Raw genomic sequence first — 24,887 nt, forward strand, 5'->3', positions numbered from 1 at the left:
TATGTTTTTATCCTCCTATTATTACTGTTGGACAACCCATTACAATAGTCCCGCCATGGGCTGTGGAATCACCCATACGTGCCGCTGGGTTGCCAGATATCATTACACTAGATGAGCCTTTTATAATGCTATCTGTTGGCCCAACACAAGTGCAAGAATCACCAACAACGGCTGCTGGCTGCCCGCCTATCAGCACAGTTGTATTGGCACCTGGCAATATGGGACCACCAACGTGGGGTTTTGGCCCATCTGACATGGGACACACATGCATATCGTTTAATCTAGCAGCGTTGGGCATAATTAATTCAGTTTTATAAGTTGGCCAGATATTTCCATAGTGGAGCTGGCCTTTATCGTACTCTGCTGACCTTCTACCTTAATATTTCCCTGAGCTTTGAGGCTGATATCCTTAGTACTTTCTATGGTGATACCATCACCATTCATGACTATTTTATTGCCATTCTCATCTTCTAACACAAATCCTTTTTCAGCATCACTTACAAGGAGTTTATTGCCTTTATCCGTACTAATCTCAACTGATTTATCATCATCATTAATAATGATCTTCGTTTTCTCTTTTGAAACGATGCCTTGAATGTTGTTATCGGCTTCAATAGGAAATGGCATTGGATTAGAACTGCTATAGAGTTTTCCAAGAATTACAGGAGTATCTGGATTGTTATTGATACAGCCTAAAATGACTTCATCATCGACCTCTGGAATAAAAAATGCGCCGCGTTCATTACCTGCCTGAAATGATGATAATCGTGCCCATACGCCTTCTGCCGAATCAGAAATTGATGGAATTCTTACTCTTACCCTAAATTCACTGGCTGGATCTTCTTCTAATTGTGTTACAATACCTATTTGAAGCCCTTGCATACTATTGGTTTGCCCTATTAATGCTGCGCTACTACTCGGTGTGCTTTTGCTGATATTTTGAGCAAAGGATTGGTTGTCCTCTAAACCAAAAGTATACTCCGTATCCCAGCAACCATTTTCAATAGTATGGTACTCTGTTTTGATAAGCAATGCGGTACCATCGATATCTGGATTGACATTATCAAACTCCATATAAGTACCATATTTTGCCGTTAAATTTCCAAAGGTTTTTACTTTTCCCTTTACTGTAGCTAAACGATTTTTTGCCGCTCTGGCCTCAGTAATTTGAGCAAGTGTTTCCGTATTATAAGAAGATTGGCTCATATCTATGACCTCTCTCCCACTGCCATTGCTCACATTGGTAGTGCTTTCCTGGGTTTCAATGGATTGTGTTTCTGGATTCCAGTAGCGTACTTCAATATCTGAAACACTATCTTCTTGCTTAGCTTCAAATTCAAAAACATTAACTCCATTTTGGGCCAAATAACTGGTGTCACTTGGTTCTTCCGTAATGTCTGCAATAGTAAAAATACCTTCCCGCACTGTAGACATCATTCCAAGACTATCGAGATAACTTACCAGGTAATCCCAAGGTGTTATGTTCTGAGTTTTACTAACGGTTTCTTCTCCTAAAGCCTCTAATCGAACTTCATTAGTCATATCGACCTCACCAAGAAAACGGTCCATTTTTTCGGCAAAGGTTTCGTCAGCGACAACATCCTGTTGACTTGTTAGGTTAACAGCAATATCTTTACATTCGATCTTGGTTTCAAAACCTTCGGTCCCTTCAGCATTTTTTTCAACCCTATGGATAATACCTTTGAATAGTGTTTCAGCAGCTTCTCCAGTATTGGTGCGTACTTCAATCTCGTCGGTTACACTTAGTGCATCACTTTGCAGTGTATCACCCTCAGCATCTATTTCTGGATTTGAGGATATAAAGTGCAGTTTTGCACTGGGAATTTTATTTAACTCATAATTCACCTGCAGCTTTTTTAAAAGACTATGCAAACCCTCATTGGTGCCATTGATTAGGATCTCCAATTGCAGTGTTTTGTATTCAGGTGTATACGGAGTATCTGCCATGGTTATTTGATTGGGGGAAACATTAGTTTTTGTCCTGTTTCGAGTTTTCTAAAACTCAACAGACCATTCGCTTTTGCAACATCGATATAATACTTGTTCTGACTATAAGTTTGCTCTGCCATCAGCGTAAAACGATCTTGTTGATTCACAATTTTCATATGCGTTACATCTGGCGACTGCTGATTTTGTTCGGCTTGCATTTCCTTGTAGGATTGTGTCCCCTTGAATTTACATGTCGCCTTTGCCCTGATGGGTCTACCGTCTCGCCTAAAAACACTGTATTCTACTTGCATACTAACAAGCCTACATTTCATCTCGAATCCACCCCAAAGCAAGTGCAGATATCGTGTTTCGTGTGTTTCGCCATTATAGCCCAAAAGCAAATCTTTGAATTGCTTAAGTTCTTCTTCAACTGTATCTGCCTCCTCAAAAGGGTTAGAAATGGCTGGTTTTAGTACATCGACCAGACTATCTAAAAGTGGTAATTTCTCCACTTTACCTGACTCTATTTTGGCCGGTGGTATCACCCCCGAACTATCAAAAAGAAAATCGAAAGAAACTTCTTCTCCTCCAATACGATTGAACTTTAGGTTCTGACTAGAAGCTCCCATAGCCTGCCCTTCACAAAACTGCACTTCGTGATTTAGCGTATACTTATCTGGGTTGACCTGTACAAAGATTGTACTAATAGCCTCGCTTTCATTGTAGTCATCGTTGGGATAAACTTCAATGCGCATTTTATCAATGATTCCTAAAGCACCCTCTATCATCGTTCTTGTTGTTCTTTAAGTTTTTCTAATACTTCGCGCGTGCATTTTTTGATAATATCCGCCTTTAACCGTTCTACATCTTGATGTTTCTGAACAGTGACCACATTGGTCTTAACAGGCGACTCATCTACTACTACCTTAACCAGCAATTCTTTAATTTCTATAGCCATTATAATTGGATTTAAGGAATAGGTAATTCTTTAAAAAATTGATATTTTAATGTAAATGTTTCGATAACCAGCTTATTCTCTTCTGCACTAAAATCAGAGGTTTCGAGAGCAATCGGTATGGCCTGGGACACATACCAAACTTTGACCGGATTATGATTTTCATTGAGTAATGAAATCACCAGATTTGCCGGATGGTATACAAAATCATTGAGTGCTTTTGTAGTCCACATTCTAAGTCCAGAGAGTTCGTTTGTAAGCCCTCGTTTTAGAACCAGATTTTCATGAGTGGTCCGTTTAGGTAAGGTAATCTTATATTGATTTTGGCCTCCCTCTGAAATCGTTTCGGTTTCCATGGTTGCCTTTAAGCCGGCTACACTCTGAAATTTAGTATCGATACTAAACTGGGGCAAAAGCTCAAATACAACCGAAAAATGATATCCACTCAATGGCATGGTGCTCGACATGTTTTAGACGTGTTCCATGGTAAATCCGTGATTGGCAATCTCAACCGTGTCAATAGCATTGGCATTTTCGTCTGCCTTAAGATCAGTACATTTTAAAGAAACGATAAAGCAATCTTTTACCTTCCAAACAATGGCAGGCTCATGATTTTCATTTAATAGCGAAATAGTAATATCTCGTTTTTCGACCGTATTCATGGCCACAGTGTTGTACCAATCATAAAATTCGTTGTCGTTATGAAACACACCTCGTTTCAAGGTAATGTTACTGAGCTTATGCATACCTGGCATTTTATGCTTGAAATATTCTGGACTAGAGCCTTCTCTATATTCTAGGACCTCTACTTCTTTATTAAGTCCTGATACTTCTGAAAATCCTATGCGTGTACCTCCCCATTCTACTCTAAAATGGAACTTTGGTAATGGATAAGTTGTTGACATAATTAATTATTTTGTATTATGATTTTTGTTGAGTTTGAATAAATTCAAGAATAATAAATTCGGCTGGACGCGATGGTGCGTAACCTATTTTTACGATCATTCTCCCTTCGTTAATATCTTGGGGAGACATAGTTTCATTGAGTCCAACACTCACGAAGAAGGCATCTTCTGGTTTAGATCCGGCCAGAGCGCCATCGCTCCAAAGTGTAGTCAAGTAGTTTTCTATCATACCTTTAACATTGACCCACGTTTGCTTTACATTGGGTTCAAAAACAAAGTTCATACATGCCTTTTTGGTGGACTCTTCAATCATATTGGCCAAACGACGTACATTGACATAGCGCCAGTCGTTACTATTACCATCTAAGGTTCTTGCACCCCAAACCAACAAGCCTTTACCCGTAAATTTTCTGATGGCATTAATGGATTTGCCTGACTCATGAATATTCATATTGCCCTGTTCTTTGTGGGTAATATCATCCGTAAGACCTATAATACCATTGACACTGGCATTTGCCGGAGCTTTCCAAACACCGCGTGTAGCATCTGTATTGGCATATATTCCCACAATAGCACCACTCGGTGGTACAGTATTCATGCTTTTGTTTAAACCGCTAAGAATAGATGGATAGATTGGTAGTTGGGATACTAAATCATTCTCTTTTTTCAAATCATAGTCTGCAATCGCCGAAATAACAGCGTTCACCGTGTTTGTTACTTGTGTATGTAGTTTATTTAAGTGTGACTCAACTTTGGGGTAGCTCACATTATCATCACCAGTATCTGGGTTGGCACTTATTAGTTTTGCATATTGATTACCCCCTGCAGTTACGGTAAAATCAGTAGCTCCTCCTTTCCAACTGTTATCATCAAAACTATCATCTGCTACTGCTCCTCCAAGCACTATGGTATAAGTAGTATCCGAAAAACTTTCTATTTGATTTTCAAAATCAAAAAGCTTTTGAGCTAATGGACTTAATGCATTGCTTATTAAATTGGCCACAAATTCCTGTAGCTTATAGGGAGCATCGTTACTAAGCGTTGTAGGATTATTAAGTAAGCCTAAGAGATTCCAACACTGTGTTACATAAGCATTAACCTTAGCTTCATCATCTATGGGAGAGGCTGGTTTTTCTTTATCGCCTTTTAATGGGTTGGTAGTCCATGAGTTCTCCAATGCCTTAAGTTCTGAATGCATGGTCTCATAACCAGAGATGTCATTGATTAAAGCGGGATATTTGGCTTTAAAATCGATACCATTGCCTTGAATATCCATAAAACGATAAGCATAAGTAAAGCTCGATTGCAAATAAGGATAATATGCAGCGCCATATTTAAGATTCATATTGCCCACGGCATCACGGAATTCTTCAGAATCCTTTTCTAAACCATTAGAAGGTTTTTGTACTACGTCCATTACGGTAAAGCGATCCATAAGATCCGCACATTGCATAAGCGCGTGATTTTGTACCAACCCAAGATTAGTTGCACCGAGGTTTACACCATCTGGAAACAACAATAAGGTAACTTCATCGACTTTTTCCAATAAGTCTAGACCGGCGTTAAAAGGATCTGCCGAAGCGAAAGGTGTTGCCGTTTTGTAATCGCCTAATGATACAATATAACATTCACCTCCACCATTAGAAAAAAACAAGCGTAAACTGTTATACAGTTTAAATTCACTTTCAGTAACATCAAAGGTCAAATCGCTTCCAGATTCAGTTATTGAAATGGTTTTAGGTTTTGGAGCCCCTCCAAAATGGTCTTCATATTCTAACAATGAAGTGACCTTTACCGGCTCCGTCGGTCCCTTTTCTGTATAGCCAACAAATGCTGGTATTGCCGTTGCTACTTGAGCAATACTTGGAGGAAATCCATTAATCTCATGGATATAAACTCCGGGTGTTTTAATTGAACTTATCATAATTTTTAGTTTTATGTATTTAAAATAATATCATTACTTTCTTCGATTTGCCCAGTAATATCATCGCGATTTTCATTCCATAGTTTGATATTTACACGCTCAACAACACCTCCTCCATCTTCTTCATCATGTTGTATGGTAATCATCCGCATTTTATAGAGGACTGAAGGCATATACTTATTGCCCAGCATCGACCAGAGCTGATTAAGCTCACTGATCTTTAAGCTTTCCATATCCAAAATAATTTTGAGATGTTCTTGTGTACTTGGATCTACTTCTGTCACCCCATTGATGTAAAAGACGTTCTGCTCCTGAAAGCAACGGATAACATGTTCTAACTTTGTAAGACCATCCTTGTACTTGTCCGTTTTTTGATCCTTATTGTATGATGAAAACAATAACGATATGACTAAATTTTGAGCAGGGTTTTTGTATTTCTGCACAGACGAATTTTGTGATGTATTTGGAAGGTAGACGTTTGGGGTTTTGGCTACTGTATCTTCTTCAATATTAACTATAGAAAGTGTGATTGGCGAGGTAGAAGGTAAAAACTCATCACCGTCATTAAGCGTTGCAATATTTATAATCTCAACAATAGCATTGACGTTACTGTTATACGTATCGATTTTTGATTTTAGAAATTGTAGTGTTTGGTTTATGGTATCCATTAATTCTGAAGCTCTTGATATAAACAAATTTCACCACCCATTTTGCTTTGCGACGTAACCGACATCAAATTCATTTTTAGGTTTTTGTGAAATTGTTTGCAACTATTTGACACTACAAAATTGGCTGAATTAAATACAGTACAAAAGAGCAATTTGACCCATTTTGCAATAGGTTTTTTTTGAAAAGCTTTGCGTTATTTTCCGTGTTGGTTTGGAAAATAAGACCCTAGCTCATAAGGGTTTTTCCCCTGTTGAGAATAGGATTTTTCATAAAAAAATCTTGCGAATTATTTTTAGACACCTGATTTCTAAATAGTTAAATTTATTTAGTGGATTTTTAGGTTCTATATTAGAGCTTATTAAATAAATTTCGTTATAGCTTTGCATCAAACCCATTTTAACCTATAGCATTATGAAAAGAGATTTTTTTTATGTGATTATTATTTTACTACTGATTTTAGCTTTGTTTAAATTTGGTGTTTTCGACCAAGACAGTCCTCAAAGTGATGTCTACAGAAAACACATCATTTCTATTGAAAGTGCAAAAGAATTAAGGGCAGAATATCTAACGAATCGAAAGGAATTATTTCAACCGGAGCTTCGAAGAATCTACGAAGACTCCACATTTGAAGATACGGAATTTGTTTGGTTCCCTTTAGAGAGTATAAGATCTTATCTCAATTTTATAGATAATATTCAGGCTAATCATCCTGGTGAAGACATTAGTGGCTTAAGACTCTACTTTATGGCTTATCCAAAGTCTTCAATAAAATATAAAGGGCAGCAAAGTATTTTTATGGTCCCAACTGTGAGATATCAGCATGATAACAATAGCTACGAAACCATGAATAACCTTCCTTTTTACTTAAATGGCGCAGAACCCGAAAATCCTTTTGGTGGTAAAATAGCACTATACACGGATTTAATGTCTAGTTACCTATTAAAAGATCGACTCAATAATTTTAACAAAAGAAGAGCTAGTGAAGCTCAAAAGGCGAGTTTGGGCTTTGGATTTAGTACTACATTAGATTCTGCTAATATTTTAAATAATACTAGCACCATTTTTAATGAAAGTCAGGCATACCCGCCGCCTAAAAGCTAAAAATAACATACAATGATTACAGCATCTTTTGATGTTACATATTTTTTAAAAGATTCTATAATATATTTAGAATTATTGACAGCTTTTGTTGCTTCTTTTTATTATTACAAATACAAGGAAACAAGATTAATTTACATATTATGTTTGCTATGGTTTACAGTTGTAATAGAGTTTACTAGTTATTTTTTAGGACCGAATAAATTTAATTTAATCCAGACGAGTTATTGGATATACAATTATATTTATCATCCTGTAAATTTTACAATACTGCTATTTGTGTATTCACTTTTTTTAAATAAAAGTGTATATAACAATCTAGCAAGAGTTTTTACAATAGGTTTTCTTCTTGTTTATTTTTTAAATATGTTCTTTCAAGATTACAAAACCGAACTCATTACGCTACCATTTATTGTAGGTGGTATTTTTATTATCCTCTCAATAAGTTTCTACTTTATTGAATTGCTTAATTCTAATAAAGTACTGTACGTATCCAAGAATTTGCTGTTTTGGGTAAGTGTTGGCCTACTCATTTACTTTGCCGGTAAAATTCCTATGCGTTTGGCTAGAAACTATTGGTATGAAATAGCGAGTTATGATGCCTTGAGTATAACGGGAAGTTTACTCAGTATAATTATGAATATTTGTTTTATCATTGGCTTTATATGGAGCGAGAGACGTTATCTATATTAATTTCTGTCATTATTGTCATCTCATTAGTTATTGCAATAATCTTTCTTTTTATGCTATTTCAAAGCAAAAAGAACAAGCTGCTCATAGAACAAAAAGAGGCGGAAAAAGCATTTGGACAGGAGTTAGCAAAAGCGCAGATTGAAACACACGAAACTACCTTAAGAAATATAAGTTGGGAACTACATGACAATATTGGTCAGCTCATTACATTGGCCAAAATTCAAATTCAAAATGATCATAAAAAAGAGGATGTAAAGCAAGTTTTGGATAAGGTCTTAAACGAAGTAAGAGCGCTTTCAAAATCGCTCAATTCAGATGCACTAAAAAGAATTAGATTAACAGAAGCGATAAGGCACGAAATGAGCCTGTTTAATCGTTTAGAGTTTTTGCAAGCCGAATTAAAAATAAATGGCGATGAACAAAAACTAGACGACAATGATGCGCTTATTCTATTTAGAATTTTGCAAGAGTACTTTTCTAATGTTATAAAACATGCTGGGGCCTCAAAACTTGTCGTATCTTTAGACTTTAGAGATAATGAACTTCATATCTTTGCTAAAGATAACGGTAAAGGATTCGATATGAATTCCAATGACGGTAAAGGTATTGGGTTAATTAATATGAAAAATAGAGCACAACTTTTAGGTGCAGAATATGCTTTAAATTCAGAAATTGATAAAGGAACTTCGTTAACTATAAAACATTTTATCCATAACCATGAAAATTAAAACTGTCGTTATTGTAGAAGATCATAAGCTCTTATCCCAAGCTATAGAGGGGCTAGTGAATTCTTTTGACGGTTTTAAAGTACTGTATTTGTGCAGCAATGGTCAAAAATTATTAGAAAAACTCAAATTTCAAAAAAATATCCCTGACCTCATATTAATGGATATTAATATGCCCATTTTAAATGGCATTGAGACTACCAAGATATTAACTAAAGAATTTCCAGAAATAAAGGTGATTGCCTTGACGGTAGAAAGTGATGATAAACTCATCCTTGAAATGCTAAAAGCTGGTGCGAAAAGCTATCTATTAAAGGATGCGGAAAAAGAAGTTTTGGAAACGGCATTGAACCATACAGAGTCTTTTGGATATTATCATACGCCAAAGATTTCTAATCTCCTCATAAATTCTTTAAATGATCAAGAGAAGTACGAATCACCTCATCTTAAGGAAAGAGAAATAGAGTTTTTAAGGCATGCCTGTTCGGAATTGACCTATAAGGAAATCGCCGAAAAAATGTATCTCAGTCCAAAAACAGTAGACGGTTATCGGGATACCTTATTTCAAAAACTTAATGTCAAAAACCGAATTGGCCTGGTATTATATGCCATAAAGCATAAAATATTTAATATCAACATTAAATAGGAGGTTCTAAAGGTCCGATTCTAATAATATAGCAAAGCGCTAAAGATTCCATTTTTTAAAAAAAACCTAGGGTCAAATTAATTCAATTCAGATACGAACTCTAATGCCCGTCGCTCATTGTAATACACATTCCCTTTATCGATAAATCCAACATGCCCGCCATATTTGGGCATTTCCAAATACACATTTGGGTTTTCTTTAGCTTCTTTTACGGGGTAGCAGCTAGCAGACAAAAAGGAATCATTAAGGGCATTGATAATTAATGATGGTATTTTAACATTAGGAAGAAATTGCAAACAACTGGCCTTGTCATAATAATCATAAGCATCTTTAAAGCCATGTGCTCTAGACGTATAAACATGGTCAAAGTCGATTAAGCTTTTAATGGAATTGTAGTCTTCTATACTGATGTCATTAGGAAATTGCTCTAGCTTAGGCTTTAATTTTTTCTTGAGGTGATCCAAAAACCGGATGGCGTAATGCTTGTTCTTTAGACTTAATAATGCATCACAAGAGCCTTTTAAATGACAAGGAGTAGATACAGCAATGACCGCTTTCAATTCCTTTGGCACATGATTACGCTCACCAACATATTTTAAGGCCATATTGGCGCCTAGGCTGATGCCTTTTATATAAATATCGCTATAGTCCTTATGCTTTAGAATATAGTTTACAACGGCCTCCAAATCTTCCGTGGCACCAGAGTGGTAACTACGATATAGTTTATTGGGCTCACCGCTGCAGCCTCTAAAGTTTACCGCACAAGCGTCAATACCGTTGTCATTAAACAGCTTTGCCGTACCTGTTATGTAAGGCCGCTGTGCATGGCCTTCCAATCCGTGTAAAAGAATAACGACCTTATTCGATGTTGAATTGGCATAACTCCAATCTAAATCCAAAAAATCACTGTCAGGTAATATAATTCGTTCTCGGGTTTGTTCTACTCCATTAACGGTTCTCGCTAAGCCTGAAAATACGGTGGATACAAAACTCCGTTTTGCCCAAAATGGTGGTTTATAAGTCGATGTTATGATTGGCATGTTCAAAAATATAATAAAATGTCAGTTCTAATGAAATTATTTTATACAATTTTTCCTACATATTTGGCTACCTTCATAAGTCTTACAAGGCGCACAGATGGAAAGGTATCGAGAGCCTTTTCAATGACGTCTCAATAGTTCTACTTAGCACTTCGACAAGCTCAGCGTGACACCTGTCTGCCGACGGGCAGACTCGAAGTGACAGTCTACTGTACTTCTAAACTTGTAAATTGAAAAGCGGAGCCATCAAACAGCCCTTTATCGCTTAACTTTAATGATGGAATAACCAAGAGTGCCATAAAGGATAAACTCATATAAGGTGCATGAAGTGAACTACCTAGATCTTTTGCCATTTCATCCAGTTCTGCATACTGCTGACCAATAGTTTCAGCATTTTGGTCACTCATGATGCCCGCAACTGGCAAGGGCACTATTTTCTCCTCAGAATGGCTTACGGCACAAATTCCCCCTTTGTGTTCTATAATAAGATTTACGGCCTTGCATATCATCTCATCTGAAACGCCAACAGCAATGATATTATGAGAATCATGTCCTACAGATGACGCAATAGCCCCTTCCTTAAGTCCAAAATTCTTAATGAATGCTATGGCAGGATGATCGTCTCGATAGTCCCGATAGCTATCGGGATCGGGATTGTAACGATTAACCACAGCCATTTTCAACACATCTGTTTCAACATTAGAAACTAAATTGCCATCTTCTATTGTGGAATCTGTGATGATTTCATTGGTAATCAACTCGCCATCTAGACATTCGATAACGCGAATATGTTGGGCATTGGATTCGAATCTAAAATCAGATTGGTCTTTTTTGTCTGTATTGAAATTATTTAAATTTTCAAATTCGACGGATTCGATTTTTGAAATACCATGATCATAAACCAATTCACCATTGATATAGGTTTGAAGCGTCTTAAAGTCTTTTAAATCTTCTACAACAATACAATCTGCTTTATCACCAACTTTAAGCTGACCAACATCAAGGTTATAATGCAGTACAGGGTTGATACAAGCAGCCTGAAGCACTTTAAAAACATCAATGCCTTTTGCCACTGCTCTAGCACATAATTGATTGATATGTCCCAAGAGCAAATCATCCGGATGCTTGTCATCGCTACAGAACATCATGTGTTCATAATGGTTGTCCAATAAGTCAATTAAAGCCTCAAAATTTTTGGCAGCACTGCCTTCGCGAATAATGACTTTCATGCCTTTCTGAAGCTTCTCTAGGCCTTCATCATAACTAAAACACTCGTGATCCGTAGAAATCCCGGCATTAATATAGGTGCTCAAATCATCTCCCCGCAATCCTGGTGCATGGCCGTCTATTGGTTTGTTGTAATGTTTTGCCCATTCTAATTTTTGAAGCACTTCTGGATCCTTATAAATCACCCCTGGATAGTTCATCATTTCTGCTAAGTACTTAATATCTGGATGTGCCATCAGCGCTTTAATAGCTTCTGAATCAATTACCGCACCAGCAGACTCAAAGCTCGTTGCCGGGACACAAGATGGTGCTCCAAAATTGAACTTAAAGGGTGTTTGCTTGCCATTGGCTATCATAAACTCTACACCCTTTACCCCTAAAACATTAGCAATTTCATGTGGGTCGGAAACGGTGGCTACAGTACCATGTTTTACAGCAATTTTTGCAAACTCCGATGGTACCAACATGGAACTTTCGATATGGATATGGGCGTCTACGAATCCCGGAAGGATAAAGTGGTTTTCATCACAATCCTTCGCTGCGATTGAAGCGATTCTTCCGTCTTTAATAGTTACCTCACCCTTGAAAATTTTACGGTTGGGTATGTCTACGATGTTGCCTTTTAAAATCAAATTGTCTGTATTTAAAAAAAGCGACCAAATAGGCCGCTTTGTAAAAATATAACAATTTTAATTATTGTTTGATTATTCTTTCTACTGTTATACCCTTATTAGATATTATCTTAAGGAAATAAACACCTTTTTCTAAACCTTCTAAACTAATATCATGGTTAAATGAAGCTTGATCTAAATTTACCTCTTTAAGTAACTTAGAGTTGATATCGTAAATATTGAATTTCAAAAATGAATGATTACTTTTTATAATTATTTTATTGTCTGTTGGATTTGGATAAATCGAAATATCTTGATCTTCTTCAATCTCGTCAATATTTAAGGTATTATTAGAATATCTAACTAATGCATAATCCCTATTACAACAAACGGTAAAACCGCTACCACCCCCAACAATGATCTTACCATCCGGCTGAATATTTACCGTGTTAGCATTATAGGAACTACTAGTTCCAAATAATTCTAATCGTACTCCATCGCTACTGAAGGTAGTATCTAGTGTCCCATCGGTATTGACTCTTAAGGTTAGAAAATAGAAATCATTAGACGTTGAAACATATCCACCAGATATAATTGCTTTATCATCCGGCTGAATCACCATATCGTATGGTATGTCCTCACTTCCATTATCAATATCTATGACGAGGTACCCATTATTACCAAATGTAGTATCAATGGTTCCATCGCTATTGTATCTTAATAAAGCAATATTAAAATTATTTACAGTGACATGTTGGGCAACGGCAAAAATCTTACCATCACTTAATTCTCCAATAGATATTATTTCTGGATTTCCACCCGAAACATCAGCTGTCGATACTATACCGGTACCGTTAAATGTGGTATCGAGGTTTCCTGTTGGTGTAAAGCGCATTATAACATATTCCCCACCGGTTTCTCCTCCCATAACAATTCTGTTGTTTTGGTCTACAAACCCTCCAAAGCCGTTAGCATTTACGTCATTTACTACATTAGCAGTTTGCTTTCCGTCAATACTAAACTCTGTATCTAAAAATCCAAACGGGTCTACCTTTGCCACAGCAAAATATCTATCAAAATTTATTTCCGCAGAGCCCATCATTATTACCGAATTGTCCGGCAACATTACAGCATCTTCACATTCAGAATCGATACCCAAGTCAAAGAAAGTTTTGCCATTTGTTCCGTAAGTGGTATCTAGGGAGCCGTCGGAATTTAGCCTAATTATAGCAAAGGATTCTTCAGTATTATCCGACGGAATTCTTGGACAAGTACCTGCTAAAACTATCTTTCCATCCGTCTGAACAAATACTTTTCTGGCAATATCAGTTTGGTTACTCGATGTACTATAACCTCTTATATCGACACTTACCAATCCATTGATTCCAAAAGTACTATCTAGAGTACCGTCTGGCATATATCTGGCCACTGCAAAATCAGTCCCAGTTGTTGAATTACGCGCTGACCCGGCCGCTAAAATTTTTCCATCAGTTTGAAACGCGATATCAAAAACCTCATCCGTTAATCCCAAAAAATCTGTAGTGACCCTACCTCCTGTCCCAAAGGTACCATCAAGGCTACCATCCGATTGGGAATAGTTGAAATTAAAATTGAGGCATAATAAGGTAATGACAAAGTAAATCTTCTTCATATATAATCTTTAGTTTATATTTAATTTTACAATTATAATACTTTATTACAAAGCATTGTTGAGGCATAAATTAAATATCTATTACTTTCTATTAAAATTTATCGGTTCAATTTCTAAAAACATCGATATTCTAATTCACTCCAATTCTAAGGATTTTCTGTGTTTGATTAGTGACTTTAAATCGGTCATCGGCGCGCATTCCAACAACCCAAACAATGTTGTCCTCCGAAGTCAATACCCAAGTATGTTCTTTCTCTACTGCAGAAAGCTTTTCATCCTTAAGATATTTGCTCACCTTTTTTTTGCCTTTCATGCCTAATGGATAAAACACATCTCCAGATTGGTGCAAACGTAACTCCAATGGAAAACTAAGTTTAGATTTGTCTACAAAAATGGTGTTGCTAGAATTATCTTTAAGCTTATTGGCTTTTTCAAAGTGTAAAATACCTATGGGTGTTTCAATCGATTTCTCAGATTGACTCATAATAATGGGTGCTTCGATTTGCTCTGAATGACTATCGGCTAAAATTAAAAACTCACGATGCTTAATTAATCGGTGTGTGCTAGACTTCACATACTTCCCTGTTTTGGCATCCATTAGTTCTACAACATCATTCCACTCCGTAAATCCGAAATCCTTGAACATTTCAAAAAGATAGGCCTTCGGATTATTCACTTTCTTAAATTCTGAGATTTTATACGTAATTCCATAATCAGAAATGTCAACTATGGCACGCTTCGCAACGGCGTTTAAACTCTCTTCGACGATATCAGCCGTGTCATTTAAATAACTCAAGGTGTCCTGAAAACTATTCAATAATTGTGGATTGATTTCTTTCAGAATGGGGACCACTTCATGACGTAGTTTATTTCTCAAATATTTACGTGACGTGTTGCTACTATCTTCGCGCCACTTAATTTGATGCTCCATAGCAAAAGCCTCAATCTCTACTCTAGAAAACCGTAATAAGGGCCTTACGACATGGTTATTAACTTCTGGAATTCCTGTTAAGCCATTTAAGCCTGTTCCTCTGGTAAAGTTGATTAAAAAGGTTTCTAAATTATCATCGGCATGATGGGCCGTAAGAATAAAATCGAAATCCAGTTGCTCGGCCAATTCCTCAAACCAATGGTACCGCAATTCTCGCGCCGCCATTTGGATAGAAAGCTTTTGTTTATCGGCATAAACCTCCGTATCAAATTTTTGAATAAATACTTCAACATCCAGCTCCTCTCCTAATTCCAAAACAAAATCTTCGTCAGCATCGCTTTCCTTTCCCCTTAAATTGAAATTGCAATGTGCTAATGCAAAATCAGCGTTGAGCATCTTACACAAGTGCGAAAGCACTACACTATCAATACCTCCAGAAATACCAATAAGTAATTTTGCTGAACCTAAGAATGGTAGACGATTATTAATATATTCCTCAAAGGTTTTAAACATGGTATAAATATACAATATTGGCAATGCCTAACCACTGGTGTTTTCTTTAAAATGACAATTGTCATAGAAAAGACAAATAGTTATCAATAGCTTTAAGGACATAAAACATCATTAGCTCATGAGTACCTTTAAAGAAATCTCGTCAAAATCTGCACAAACTGCTTTTGATAAAAAAGTACTTTCTGCAGTACCTCATTTGCATCCTTATGTAAAACACAGGATTTACATCGCTGAATCTACTGGTATTTTACCAAAAAACATGTACTCATCCAATGGCATTATTGATGAATGCATTATAGAGCTTTACAGCAATGGCTTTAATATTGAAGCCGAAAGAACGGCCGTAAAGCTAGAGCTATTCAAGCTCGTAGATAACTATATGAATCTGCTCTTTAAAAAGGAAGCCTATCACAAGACGACTATAAGCACGGACACTATTCTGAAAGACGAACTTTCTAAATTGGGCGAAGATTACACTATTGATGCCGATTTAGATTTGATCTTGAATACTGAGCTCAGCGATATCTCGTATCAGCAGGACCATCACAACCATTTGTATTTATACGATGATAAGCAAACCTCAATACTTAATGCTTTTGAGCTGGAAGATTTATCCAAGTCTGAATCACCGAAAGTTTTTGGTCGATTTTATAGTTGGTTGCCTATAACTATTTCAAACATTGTTGATCTCTACATCTTTGGAAATTTAGACTTTGATGCTATTGCCAAAATCAAAAATATTGAAACATCACGCGTAGTGCTCATTTTCGATCGCGTAAAAAAGAGTTTCAGAAGGCATTTGGAATGAACGCCTTTATTTTTTTAAAAACAACACCCAATCCCATTCGTTCGGGTCGCCAATACCAACGCTTGGAGTATATAAGAACAAATTAATTTCACTATTAGGATTGTTATTCCTAAAGTCTGTTACCTCTTGCAAATTGGAAATTGAATTCCATATGGCCGAATAATCAATTGTATCTGGATAATACGCAAAATCATCATACATTACTGTCTGAAAATTAGCTTCTGAAGGCATCGGCACCGGATTGGTATTATTTTGAAAATCATCAGGATTAATTAAATTTTCAGGAAATGAGCGTTGTCCAGTTCCCATCCAAACTATGGAGCCATCAAATATCATTTCGTTTAATTCATCATAATACAATGCGATGTTACCAAAATCACCAGGCGCCTGGTAGTTTGAAGATATTGTAAAACTTTCAACACTAGAGTCAAAAACGTACTTTTTACCTCCTTCAAAAGTATTGGTCATAAAATCAACTTGCAATAATAGAACTTCGCTAGCAGGATCTATATTATTATCATCGTCATCAGCGCAGGAAACAAAAATTAAAAAAAGTAAGATGGTAAGTACAGAAGAAAAATTAGCTTTCATAGTCTATATTATTTGATGTCTATACTATATAGATGTAAAAAAATGAAAAGGTTGCAGTAAAAAATTTGAATTATGAATATTTAAGACTCGAGTACTTCGCGCATGGCTTTGGCCTTAACTAGGCATTCTTCATATTCTTTTAAAGGATCACTCTTTGAAGTTATAGCGCTACCGACTGAATAAGAGATATAGTGTTTCGAAGCATTATAGAGAATACTCCTAATGATCACATTAAAATCGAAATCCCCATTTGGAGAAAAATAACCCACAGCGCCAGAGTATAAACCGCGTTTAGTTTCTTCTAAGTCTTCAATAATTTTCATCGCTGAGATTTTTGGGGCACCCGTCATGCTTCCCATCGGAAATGTAGTTTTTAAAATTTCAACAGGAGCTACGTTCGAATCCACTTCAGAAGAAATGGTAGAAATCATCTGATGCACTTGTAAGAACGAATATACTTTACATAATTCTTCAACCTTAACACTACCTTTTTTAGCCGTATGAGATAGATCATTACGAACCAAATCCACTATCATTATATTTTCGCTGCGCTCTTTTGGATTATGAGCCAATTCCTCTAACAAATACAAATCCTCAATCTTATCATTTGATCGTTTTGCTGTTCCTTTTATGGGCTGTGAAATGACTTTTAATCCTTCTTTTTTAATATAACGCTCCGGCGAAGCTGATAACAAGTACTTGTCGTCAACTTTTAAAAATGTTGCGAATGGAGGCTTAGAGATGTCATTTAAATGATTAAAAGTCATTATTGGATCAATGGTACTATCTTCAGCATAAAACTCTTGGCAAAAATTGGCTTCGTATATATCTCCTCGCTTAATATGGGCCAGCATTGTATTGACTTTTTCGAAATAGTCGTCTTTATGGATTCTAAGCTTAATTTTAATACCATTACCCGTTGGTTTACTAGCTTGGCCATTTAGTTGCTTAATGCTGTTCAGGTCCGTCTCAATCTCATCTTCCACAAGCCTCAGATATCGGATTTCTACAGTATCATTTTTAAGTAAAAAAAGTTTTTTAGGTTGGAAAAAATAGAGTTCGGGAAGCTCTATCCCGTCAAAATTATCGGACCTCAAATCTTCAATACTATTCTTAAGATCGTAAGTTAAATAGCCAAAAATCCAATCTTTAGTGACTTGCTGGTACTCATCCAAACGATCAAATGCGTTGTGATCATCTGTCTGCAAACTTGTAAACGCATCTACCGCCAATATAGCATCATAACTACGTAGTTTGTCTTTGTGATGATTCGAATCTAGCCAAACGACATCATCATATTGTTGTGCCCAAGACAATAATTGTCTTTTGAAATTCTCGGAATGTTTTAATGGATAAGTAAGTGATGTTCTCAATAGATCATTTTAGTTTTGCAAAAATAAACAGAATACTTTTAATGGTATAAGTCTTATATTTCGACAAAATAAAAGTAATGTACAGTCTTAAAAACGAAAGCCTCAAAATTGGTATAAAAGGCAGAGGTGCAGAATTATGCAACATCACTTCTGTAAAATCGAATATTGAATTCCTATGGCAAGCCGATCCTAATATCTGGGGAAGTCATGCCCCTAATTTATTTCCAATTATTGGGGCCTTAAAAGATGACACCTACTACTACAACTCTAAAGCCTACAACATGCCTAAGCATGGTTTTGTGAGGCATAATGAAGATTTTGAAGTTGTGGCGCAATCTGAATCTAAAATTACATTTAAGCTAAAGTCTAATCATACACTAAAAGCAATTTACCCTTTTGATTTTGAATTTTTACTGACCTACGAGCTTATTGATAATGTGCTTCACTTACATCATTACGTAAAAAATACGGATAGTGGAGCCATTTATTTCTCTTTGGGAGGTCATCCTGCCTTTAGTTGTCCTTTGTACGATGACGAACGCTATACGGATTACATTCTCGATTTTGAACAAGCTGAAAGTAGCGAATCCTATATTTTGAATATGCCCACTGGGCTAGTCACTAAAAAGACAAAACCGGTTTTTACGGGATTGCATAGCATTCAGTTAAGACCAGATTTATTTAACGAAGATGCCTTGATTTTTAAAGACCTTAAATCCAGAAAAGTAACTTTAAAGCATAAACAAAAAGGAAAAGTGTTGTCCGTGACATTCCATGGGTTTCCTTATTTGGGTATTTGGGCAAAACCCAAAGCTCCTTATGTTTGTATAGAACCTTGGTTAGGTATTGCAGATGCCGAAAGTACCAATCAACAATTTACAGAAAAGGAAGGTATCATCGCATTACAGCCTGATACCGATTTTAAAGCGAGTTATAGCATTGAAATAGATAAAGCCCATTTAATCTAACTAAGTAGATTAATAGTGGTAGTTTTGCAGCAACTATGGAACGATTGACTTTTCAATACTTAAATTTAAACACACCGCTTTACAATGCCATTGATGATCTGGGTTTTGAGCACCCGACACCAATTCAGGCTGAGGCCTTTAATGTCATAGCCTCTGGTAAAGATGTTGTGGGTATCGCCCAAACAGGAACGGGTAAAACCTTTGCCTATATGCTACCTATTTTGCGCCATCTCAAATATTCGAGGCAAGATAATCCAAGAGTTCTGGTACTTGTCCCTACCCGAGAGTTGGTTGTGCAGGTTGTCGATGAAATTGAGAAACTTTCAAAGTATATTAATAATCGCGTTTTAGGGGTTTATGGCGGTACTAATATCAACACGCAAAAACAAGCCGTCGCCCAAGGCCAAGATATTATAGTAGCTACGCCAGGAAGACTCTATGACTTAGCAGTTAGTAGGGTTTTACAATTAAAATCCATTCAGAAATTGGTTATCGACGAAGTAGATGTGATGCTCGATTTAGGGTTTAGGCATCAATTGATGAATATCTTCGATATCTTACCAGAACGTCGGCAGAACATTATGTTTTCTGCGACGATGACCAAAGATGTGGATGAATTGATTACGGATTTTTTCATTAATCCGACCAAAATTCAAATTGCGGTATCTGGTACTCCTCTAGAAAACATTGAACAGCAACGTTATGATGTCCCCAATTTTTTCACTAAAGTCAATTTACTAGAACATTTACTGAAAGACGATCATGCATTTTCTAAAGTGCTCATATTTGTGGCTTACAAGAAAATGGCCGATCGCCTTTTTGATATGCTCGAAGACTTATTTCCAGGACAATCGTGTGTTATTCATTCTAATAAAACGCAGAATTATAGACTGCGAAGTATTGAGCAGTTTAGAGAAGGTGAACATCGCTTGCTCGTAGCTACGGACGTGATGGCGAGAGGCTTGGATATCGATGATGTTACTCATGTTATTAATTTTGACACTCCCGAGTATCCCGAAAATTACATGCATAGAATCGGTAGAACAGGGCGAGCTAAAAAACAAGGGCATAGCCTGTTATTTTCAACGGAAAAGGAACAAGAAGCACGTGAGAAGATTGAGGACTTAATGCAACTACAGATTAAAACACTTGCAATTCCCGATTCGGTGCAGATTTCTACAGAACTCATCGAAGAGGAACGCCCTGAAATAAAAGAGCGCAACAACCCTATAAAACGGAAAAAAGACGATTCGCCCGGATCTGCATTTCATGAAAAGAAAGACAAGAACAAAAAGGTCAACCAAGGTGGTTCTTACAGGCGTGAAATAGCAAAAAAATATAAAAAACCTAAAACGCGAGGAGACAAAAATTATAATCGACGCAACAAAAAACGCAGATAACAGAAAAAACCTCTTTTGTACTAAAGAGGTTCTTCTTTTTAGGTCAAGTACGGCAGGACCACATTTTATAACCAGATAAAATCTATAACCCTAACCTTATAGTCGATCCTGCATTTGTACTTGATTATCCATAAGATCATTTATTGGTACTATTAATTTGCCCTCAGCGTTTTTTAAGATTACCGAAATACTCTTTACTTCTTCTACGGTGTAATTCTCATTGTTAAAAACAATGTTCTGACCCACTTCGAACATTTTTCTAGCATAAAAGGTGTGCATAAGTTTGGCAACTACGGTTCTAGCCCCTAATCCAAATGCTATAGCAAAAGCTAAAAGAAAAGCCGCCATAATCATTGTGATATTACTAGTAATAATCGTCGTATCGATACCAGCTTGATTTAAAGCCGTAATAGAGATAAATATCAATAACAAAAAGAATACGATCTGGCTTATAATCTTTCCTCCAGATAAATCCATGGATTCAAAGAAGGATTTCAGGCCTTTCTTTACAAAATTGGCGAACAACAAGCCTAATGTAAAAATGATCAATGCTGCAAAGAGCTGCGGTAAATATGACAGCAATTCGCTTATTTGATTAGAGATAATCTCTAATCCCATAACATCAGACACCATTATAATTAAAATGATGTACATCACCCATTTTACGAATTTTGAGACAATCTTAATGGTATCAAAATTGAGGGTTTTTCCCTCTACGATTTCAATGTCGTTTAATTTGTCATCGAGTTTATTGGCCTTGGCCAATTTAAGTACCTTTCTTATGGCCTTAACCACTAATTTTGTGACCAACCAACCCACAAACAGTATGACCAAAGCTCCTAATGCCTTTAAAGCTACTGCCATAAATTCTGGCCACATTGATGATAATGACTGTAGTGCCGTATTTTTAAAATCTGTTACTTTTTCCATACTTAAAATTTATGCTAGGGTTTACTAAGTATTTATTTTTCTCTATTTCGGCTTACGGTATCTATGATATAGCCGATATTATACGAAAACAGCTCGGCAAGCTCCATCAATAGCTTAGCCATGGCAATATCGTGCATGACCTTAGCTTTAAGCTCTGGCGGAACTTCCTTCATGGGCTGATTTATTTGCTTAAATGGATTCTCCATCTTTCGTATATAGGTTATTGTACTTCTGTACAAGTTTTTCTTTTGCTCGTTTTAGGCGCATTTTCACCGCGCTCTCACCAATATCTAAAGCGTCCGATAATTCCTTTATGGATAGATTATCTTGGTACTTTAGCAACAGAATCATTTTTTCTTCTGGAGCTATCAACTCCATAACGCGTTTTAACTGCTCTACTCTCATACTTTCGAACTCACGCGTAGAATCCACATCCTCTCCAATATTTTGGATGTCAACATTCTCTGAACTTACCGATTGCTTCTCTAATTTTTTAGCCGTATTTCTGGTAACGTAATTTACGCAATGATTATATGTAAACGCATATAACCAAGTCGAAAATTTTGACTTCCCCTTAAAGCTGGCCAACTTTACAAATACTCTTAGAAATACATCTTGTGTTAGGTCCTTAGCCTCATCCACACCATTAGCAAACCCATAACATTTATTGTAAACCATAGATGCATATCGATCATAGAGCACCTCAAATAACAAGGTGTCATTTGTCTTTACTATTGCTTCTACGAGCGCTTCATCGGTTAGGCTATGAACGGCGTCTGTTGTCAAGTTGGTTTGTTAGTTCTTTTATCTTAGTTGGTATAGGTTTAAGACACCACTTTTTTAGTGAAGTCACATTAATTATAAAAAAATTCTTACTGCTTTAAATAGTCTTCCATATCGCTGAGATGATGCCCTAAGGCTTGGGTCGAAATTTGTATTTCCCTAATTAAAAAAGCCAATGACAAAATAAGTAGCAATAATGCAATGCCAAACATCCAAACTGCTGATGTATGTAAGTCTATATAAATTAAGAACATGGTTAAAACGCACAACAAAAGACTGGATATACCAAAGATTTGCATCCAACGCGTTAAGTTTAATCGCAATTTTAAATTGTCGATCTGGCGTATTAGGGAGGCTTCTTTCTTTTCTTTATATTTTTCGCTCAAGTTTCGTATCACCGCTGCATAGGCTAAAAAACGATTGGTATATGCTAGCATGATTAAAGAAATAGCTGAAAATAAAAGTGCTGGTGTGGTGAGGGTTAGTGCTTCCATTGTTATGTTTTTACAAAATTACTAAGCATACCCTTACAAAGCATAAAAAAAGCGAACTTTAATAAGTTCGCTCGCTTAATTGTCTATTCGTACATGTTTTATCCTGTTATATTTCTAATTCTTTAAAGCATCCAATCTATTCTTATGATAGGTACTTTTACTAATTTCATAAGCCTTTGTAGCATATTTTATAGCATTGGTTTTATCACTTATAGTTTGATAATAATCTACCATAGCGTCATAGGCCTCAGTGCCGTTGGGATAGTATTCTATGGCTTTGCTGATAAACAGCCTCGCTTTTTCGTGCTGACCAGTTTGGAAAAACATTTGGGCATACCCCACAAAAAGTTCTTCTAGCATTGGTGGTGAGTTATACCCAAAATTTTTAGTGTATATCTCCTCTTGCGTTTTCAATAATTGGTTTAACTCGGACAATGTTGTTTCGCTATTGTTATACTTTTGAGGGCTTATAAACTGGTACCATTTAAAAACATGTACCAATCCATCTCGTATTGAAGGCAATGGAACCGTACCATGTAAATCTTCAGGATAGACCTTCCAAGAAAAATTCAATCCATTAGTAACTTCGTCGGACACAAACTCAGAGAATTCTATAATTGAGCGTGCAAACAAGGTAAACTCGCTTTGGTCGTGCTTTATGTTTTCTAAAGTAATCGATTCATCAAACATGTGAAGCTGTTCTGCTGCCAGACTCACAAAAAGCGATTTATTTTCTAGGTGTTTTGATGCCAGGACCGCTTTGCACTGTTTCAATAACTTCTGGTCGTCCCAATCTAAGCTGGGGTCTATAGCGATGTAATTATTGAACAAGTGGGCGTGATTTAACAACATATTTATGGTAAAAAGCCCTCCATAAGAATGCCCAATTAAAGTGCGGTGCGTTGTTGTTGGAAAATGGCTATCAATATGTGGTATTAATTCGCTTTCAATAAATCTTACAAATTGATCTGCGCCTCCAGTTTTAGCACTAAATGCTGCTCCATGTCTTGATTTAATTTCTGAAGTTGTTAAATCGAAAGTTCTATTGGTTGCATTAGATAGACCTACCAAAATCATATGCGGCATATAATGCCCCCAATAATTGTCGTATACCGTCACTAAATTATTCTTTAATGCAAAACCATCTAAAAGATAAACTACAGGATATTTTGAATCACTGCTTGGATTATAATTTTCAGGAAGTTTTACCCAAAACTTACGATAGGTCTTCTGTACATTTGAGTTGATACTGTCGACCAAATCAGTAACGATTAACTCCCTTTCTTTGTGATGGGCTTGTGCTTTAACCAATAAATTAAAACACATAAATACGATCAAAGCCAATGGCATTTGAATTCTATTTTTCATGTCACTGAGTGCTTTTAATTTATGCCTTATCAGCATTAATTAACCATCGTAAAATCAATATGCCTATTCTGGCAATAATAAAAGTAAATAGACCAAAAGTGGCCGTGAGCAGTGATACTTTAAGACCTCCCGCAAAGATCGCGGGATTAGGATCTCCCAAGGCCTCTACAGAATCAAAGGCCGTAATAAGGCCTATAACAGAGGCAAAAAAACCTATAACCAAACCGAGTAAACTCGTATCAACGGTTAAGCTGAGCATTTTTTCTGCCTGTTTTGTGTCTTTTTTAAGACTTAAAAACCCTTTAACCAAGAGAAAAAGCGAGAGCAGTAAACAGATTAAAATTAAGGACATAAAAAAAGGACCACCTTCTCTAAAACGGTCGGCAAACTGAGTAGTCAGTAAAGAAATTGTGAATTGCATAGTGTGTAAATTTAGTTATAGTTTTTAATTAATAACATGTTTGTTTTTTGATTGTGATTTCAAATCTATAAACAACACCTAAGCCATTTTAAGTTTTGCGACGAATCACCGATTTAGTGCGCGATATGACAACATGTTGAAACCAGTGTTAAATCCGTCGTTCGTCTACAAAAGCATCATCCCGGTTAAAAAATGTACTATTATTGTATTTCA

Annotated in this window: 27 protein-coding genes; 7 read left to right on the plus strand and 20 right to left on the minus strand. The window is 36.3% G+C overall.

Annotated elements, in window-relative coordinates; all coding sequences use genetic code 11:
- Positions 1-7 precede the first annotated feature (7 nt).
- From ACO052_RS16425 to ACO052_RS16460, 8 genes are read right to left on the minus strand one after another with little or no spacing between them, the layout of a single operon-like run.
- On the minus strand, positions 8-298 hold the full coding sequence (locus ACO052_RS16425) for a PAAR domain-containing protein (protein ID WP_422104878.1): 291 nt from the start codon (positions 296-298) through the stop codon (positions 8-10).
- Positions 299-300: 2 nt separating this feature from the next.
- Positions 301-1,968, minus strand: a complete 1,668-nt coding sequence (locus ACO052_RS16430; protein ID WP_422104879.1) for a phage baseplate assembly protein V — start codon at positions 1,966-1,968, stop codon at positions 301-303.
- A gap of 2 nt (positions 1,969-1,970) precedes the next feature.
- On the minus strand, positions 1,971-2,738 hold the full coding sequence (locus ACO052_RS16435) for a hypothetical protein (protein WP_422104880.1): 768 nt from the start codon (positions 2,736-2,738) through the stop codon (positions 1,971-1,973).
- Positions 2,735-2,908, minus strand: a complete 174-nt coding sequence (locus tag ACO052_RS16440) for a DUF5908 family protein (protein ID WP_422104881.1) — start codon at positions 2,906-2,908, stop codon at positions 2,735-2,737. The genes ACO052_RS16435 and ACO052_RS16440 overlap by 4 nt, the downstream gene beginning before the upstream one ends.
- Positions 2,909-2,919: 11 nt before the next feature.
- A complete protein-coding gene (locus ACO052_RS16445) occupies positions 2,920-3,372 on the minus strand; it encodes a phage tail protein (protein WP_422104882.1) in 453 nt (150 codons plus the stop codon).
- Positions 3,373-3,375: 3 nt separating this feature from the next.
- A complete protein-coding gene (locus ACO052_RS16450; protein ID WP_422104883.1) occupies positions 3,376-3,810 on the minus strand; it encodes a phage tail protein in 435 nt (144 codons plus the stop codon).
- Positions 3,811-3,826: 16 nt separating this feature from the next.
- The gene (locus ACO052_RS16455) at positions 3,827-5,734 is read right to left on the minus strand and encodes a phage tail sheath C-terminal domain-containing protein (protein ID WP_422104884.1); all 1,908 of its coding nucleotides are present in this window, start codon (positions 5,732-5,734) and stop codon (positions 3,827-3,829) included.
- A gap of 11 nt (positions 5,735-5,745) precedes the next feature.
- A complete protein-coding gene (locus tag ACO052_RS16460; RefSeq protein WP_422104885.1) occupies positions 5,746-6,429 on the minus strand; it encodes a DUF4255 domain-containing protein in 684 nt (227 codons plus the stop codon).
- 385 nt (positions 6,430-6,814) lie between these two features.
- Between ACO052_RS16460 and ACO052_RS16465 the strand changes: the two genes are divergently transcribed.
- The 4 genes from ACO052_RS16465 to ACO052_RS16480 all read left to right on the plus strand — a co-directional run bounded on the left by ACO052_RS16465 (position 6,815) and on the right by ACO052_RS16480 (position 9,565).
- On the plus strand, positions 6,815-7,504 hold the full coding sequence (locus ACO052_RS16465) for a hypothetical protein (RefSeq protein ID WP_422104886.1): 690 nt from the start codon (positions 6,815-6,817) through the stop codon (positions 7,502-7,504).
- A 363-nt stretch (positions 7,505-7,867) separates the two neighbouring features.
- On the plus strand, positions 7,868-8,194 hold the full coding sequence (locus ACO052_RS16470; protein WP_422104887.1) for a hypothetical protein: 327 nt from the start codon (positions 7,868-7,870) through the stop codon (positions 8,192-8,194).
- 50 nt (positions 8,195-8,244) lie between these two features.
- Positions 8,245-8,922: a sensor histidine kinase gene (locus ACO052_RS16475; protein ID WP_422104888.1), complete on the plus strand. Its 678-nt coding sequence runs from the start codon at positions 8,245-8,247 to the stop codon at positions 8,920-8,922.
- Positions 8,912-9,565 (plus strand): response regulator, encoded by a 654-nt coding sequence (locus ACO052_RS16480; protein ID WP_422104889.1) that lies wholly within the window; start codon positions 8,912-8,914, stop codon positions 9,563-9,565. The genes ACO052_RS16475 and ACO052_RS16480 overlap by 11 nt, the downstream gene beginning before the upstream one ends.
- Positions 9,566-9,642: 77 nt before the next feature.
- Here ACO052_RS16480 and ACO052_RS16485 read toward each other — a convergent pair whose 3' ends face one another.
- From ACO052_RS16485 to tilS, 4 genes are all read right to left on the minus strand, one after another.
- A complete protein-coding gene (locus tag ACO052_RS16485; protein ID WP_422104890.1) occupies positions 9,643-10,605 on the minus strand; it encodes a YheT family hydrolase in 963 nt (320 codons plus the stop codon).
- 206 nt (positions 10,606-10,811) lie between these two features.
- The gene (gene ade, locus ACO052_RS16490; protein WP_422104891.1) at positions 10,812-12,464 is read right to left on the minus strand and encodes an adenine deaminase; all 1,653 of its coding nucleotides are present in this window, start codon (positions 12,462-12,464) and stop codon (positions 10,812-10,814) included.
- Positions 12,465-12,525: 61 nt separating this feature from the next.
- On the minus strand, positions 12,526-14,094 hold the full coding sequence (locus ACO052_RS16495) for a T9SS type A sorting domain-containing protein (RefSeq protein WP_422104892.1): 1,569 nt from the start codon (positions 14,092-14,094) through the stop codon (positions 12,526-12,528).
- A gap of 130 nt (positions 14,095-14,224) precedes the next feature.
- Positions 14,225-15,538 (minus strand): tRNA lysidine(34) synthetase TilS, encoded by a 1,314-nt coding sequence (tilS, locus tag ACO052_RS16500; RefSeq protein ID WP_422104893.1) that lies wholly within the window; start codon positions 15,536-15,538, stop codon positions 14,225-14,227.
- A gap of 118 nt (positions 15,539-15,656) precedes the next feature.
- On the opposite strand from tilS, the gene ACO052_RS16505 reads away from it, so the two are divergent.
- A complete protein-coding gene (locus tag ACO052_RS16505; protein WP_422104894.1) occupies positions 15,657-16,346 on the plus strand; it encodes a hypothetical protein in 690 nt (229 codons plus the stop codon).
- Positions 16,347-16,352: 6 nt separating this feature from the next.
- Here ACO052_RS16505 and ACO052_RS16510 read toward each other — a convergent pair whose 3' ends face one another.
- Together ACO052_RS16510 and ACO052_RS16515 are read right to left on the minus strand one after the other, a co-directional pair.
- Positions 16,353-16,937, minus strand: coding sequence for a hypothetical protein (locus ACO052_RS16510; protein WP_422104895.1), 585 nt, complete (start codon positions 16,935-16,937; stop codon positions 16,353-16,355).
- An 80-nt stretch (positions 16,938-17,017) separates the two neighbouring features.
- Positions 17,018-18,310, minus strand: a complete 1,293-nt coding sequence (locus ACO052_RS16515) for an anthranilate synthase component I family protein (protein ID WP_422104896.1) — start codon at positions 18,308-18,310, stop codon at positions 17,018-17,020.
- A gap of 77 nt (positions 18,311-18,387) precedes the next feature.
- Between ACO052_RS16515 and ACO052_RS16520 the strand changes: the two genes are divergently transcribed.
- Both ACO052_RS16520 and ACO052_RS16525 read left to right on the plus strand, forming a co-directional pair.
- Positions 18,388-19,278 carry an aldose 1-epimerase family protein gene (locus tag ACO052_RS16520; RefSeq protein WP_422104897.1) on the plus strand — a complete coding sequence of 297 codons (891 nt, stop codon included), beginning with the start codon at positions 18,388-18,390 and terminating at the stop codon, positions 19,276-19,278.
- Between the two features lie 44 nt (positions 19,279-19,322).
- The gene (locus tag ACO052_RS16525; protein ID WP_422108076.1) at positions 19,323-20,678 is read left to right on the plus strand and encodes a DEAD/DEAH box helicase; all 1,356 of its coding nucleotides are present in this window, start codon (positions 19,323-19,325) and stop codon (positions 20,676-20,678) included.
- Between the two features lie 96 nt (positions 20,679-20,774).
- Here ACO052_RS16525 and ACO052_RS16530 read toward each other — a convergent pair whose 3' ends face one another.
- The 6 genes from ACO052_RS16530 to ACO052_RS16555 form a co-directional block, all read right to left on the minus strand.
- Positions 20,775-21,608, minus strand: a complete 834-nt coding sequence (locus tag ACO052_RS16530; protein WP_422104898.1) for a mechanosensitive ion channel family protein — start codon at positions 21,606-21,608, stop codon at positions 20,775-20,777.
- A gap of 32 nt (positions 21,609-21,640) precedes the next feature.
- Positions 21,641-21,814: a hypothetical protein gene (locus tag ACO052_RS16535; protein WP_422104899.1), complete on the minus strand. Its 174-nt coding sequence runs from the start codon at positions 21,812-21,814 to the stop codon at positions 21,641-21,643.
- On the minus strand, positions 21,798-22,394 hold the full coding sequence (locus ACO052_RS16540) for an RNA polymerase sigma factor (protein WP_422104900.1): 597 nt from the start codon (positions 22,392-22,394) through the stop codon (positions 21,798-21,800). Before ACO052_RS16540 ends, ACO052_RS16535 begins: the two co-directional genes overlap by 17 nt.
- An 86-nt stretch (positions 22,395-22,480) precedes the next feature.
- Positions 22,481-22,885: a DUF2721 domain-containing protein gene (locus ACO052_RS16545; protein ID WP_422104901.1), complete on the minus strand. Its 405-nt coding sequence runs from the start codon at positions 22,883-22,885 to the stop codon at positions 22,481-22,483.
- Positions 22,886-22,999: 114 nt separating this feature from the next.
- Entirely contained in the window at positions 23,000-24,253 is a 1,254-nt protein-coding gene (locus tag ACO052_RS16550) for an alpha/beta hydrolase-fold protein (protein WP_422104902.1), read from the minus strand.
- Positions 24,254-24,272: 19 nt separating this feature from the next.
- A complete protein-coding gene (locus tag ACO052_RS16555; RefSeq protein WP_422104903.1) occupies positions 24,273-24,674 on the minus strand; it encodes a MotA/TolQ/ExbB proton channel family protein in 402 nt (133 codons plus the stop codon).
- Positions 24,675-24,887 lie beyond the last annotated feature (213 nt).

It is taken from the genome of Winogradskyella sp. (genome assembly GCF_965228925.1).
Lineage (GTDB): Bacteria > Bacteroidota > Bacteroidia > Flavobacteriales > Flavobacteriaceae > Winogradskyella.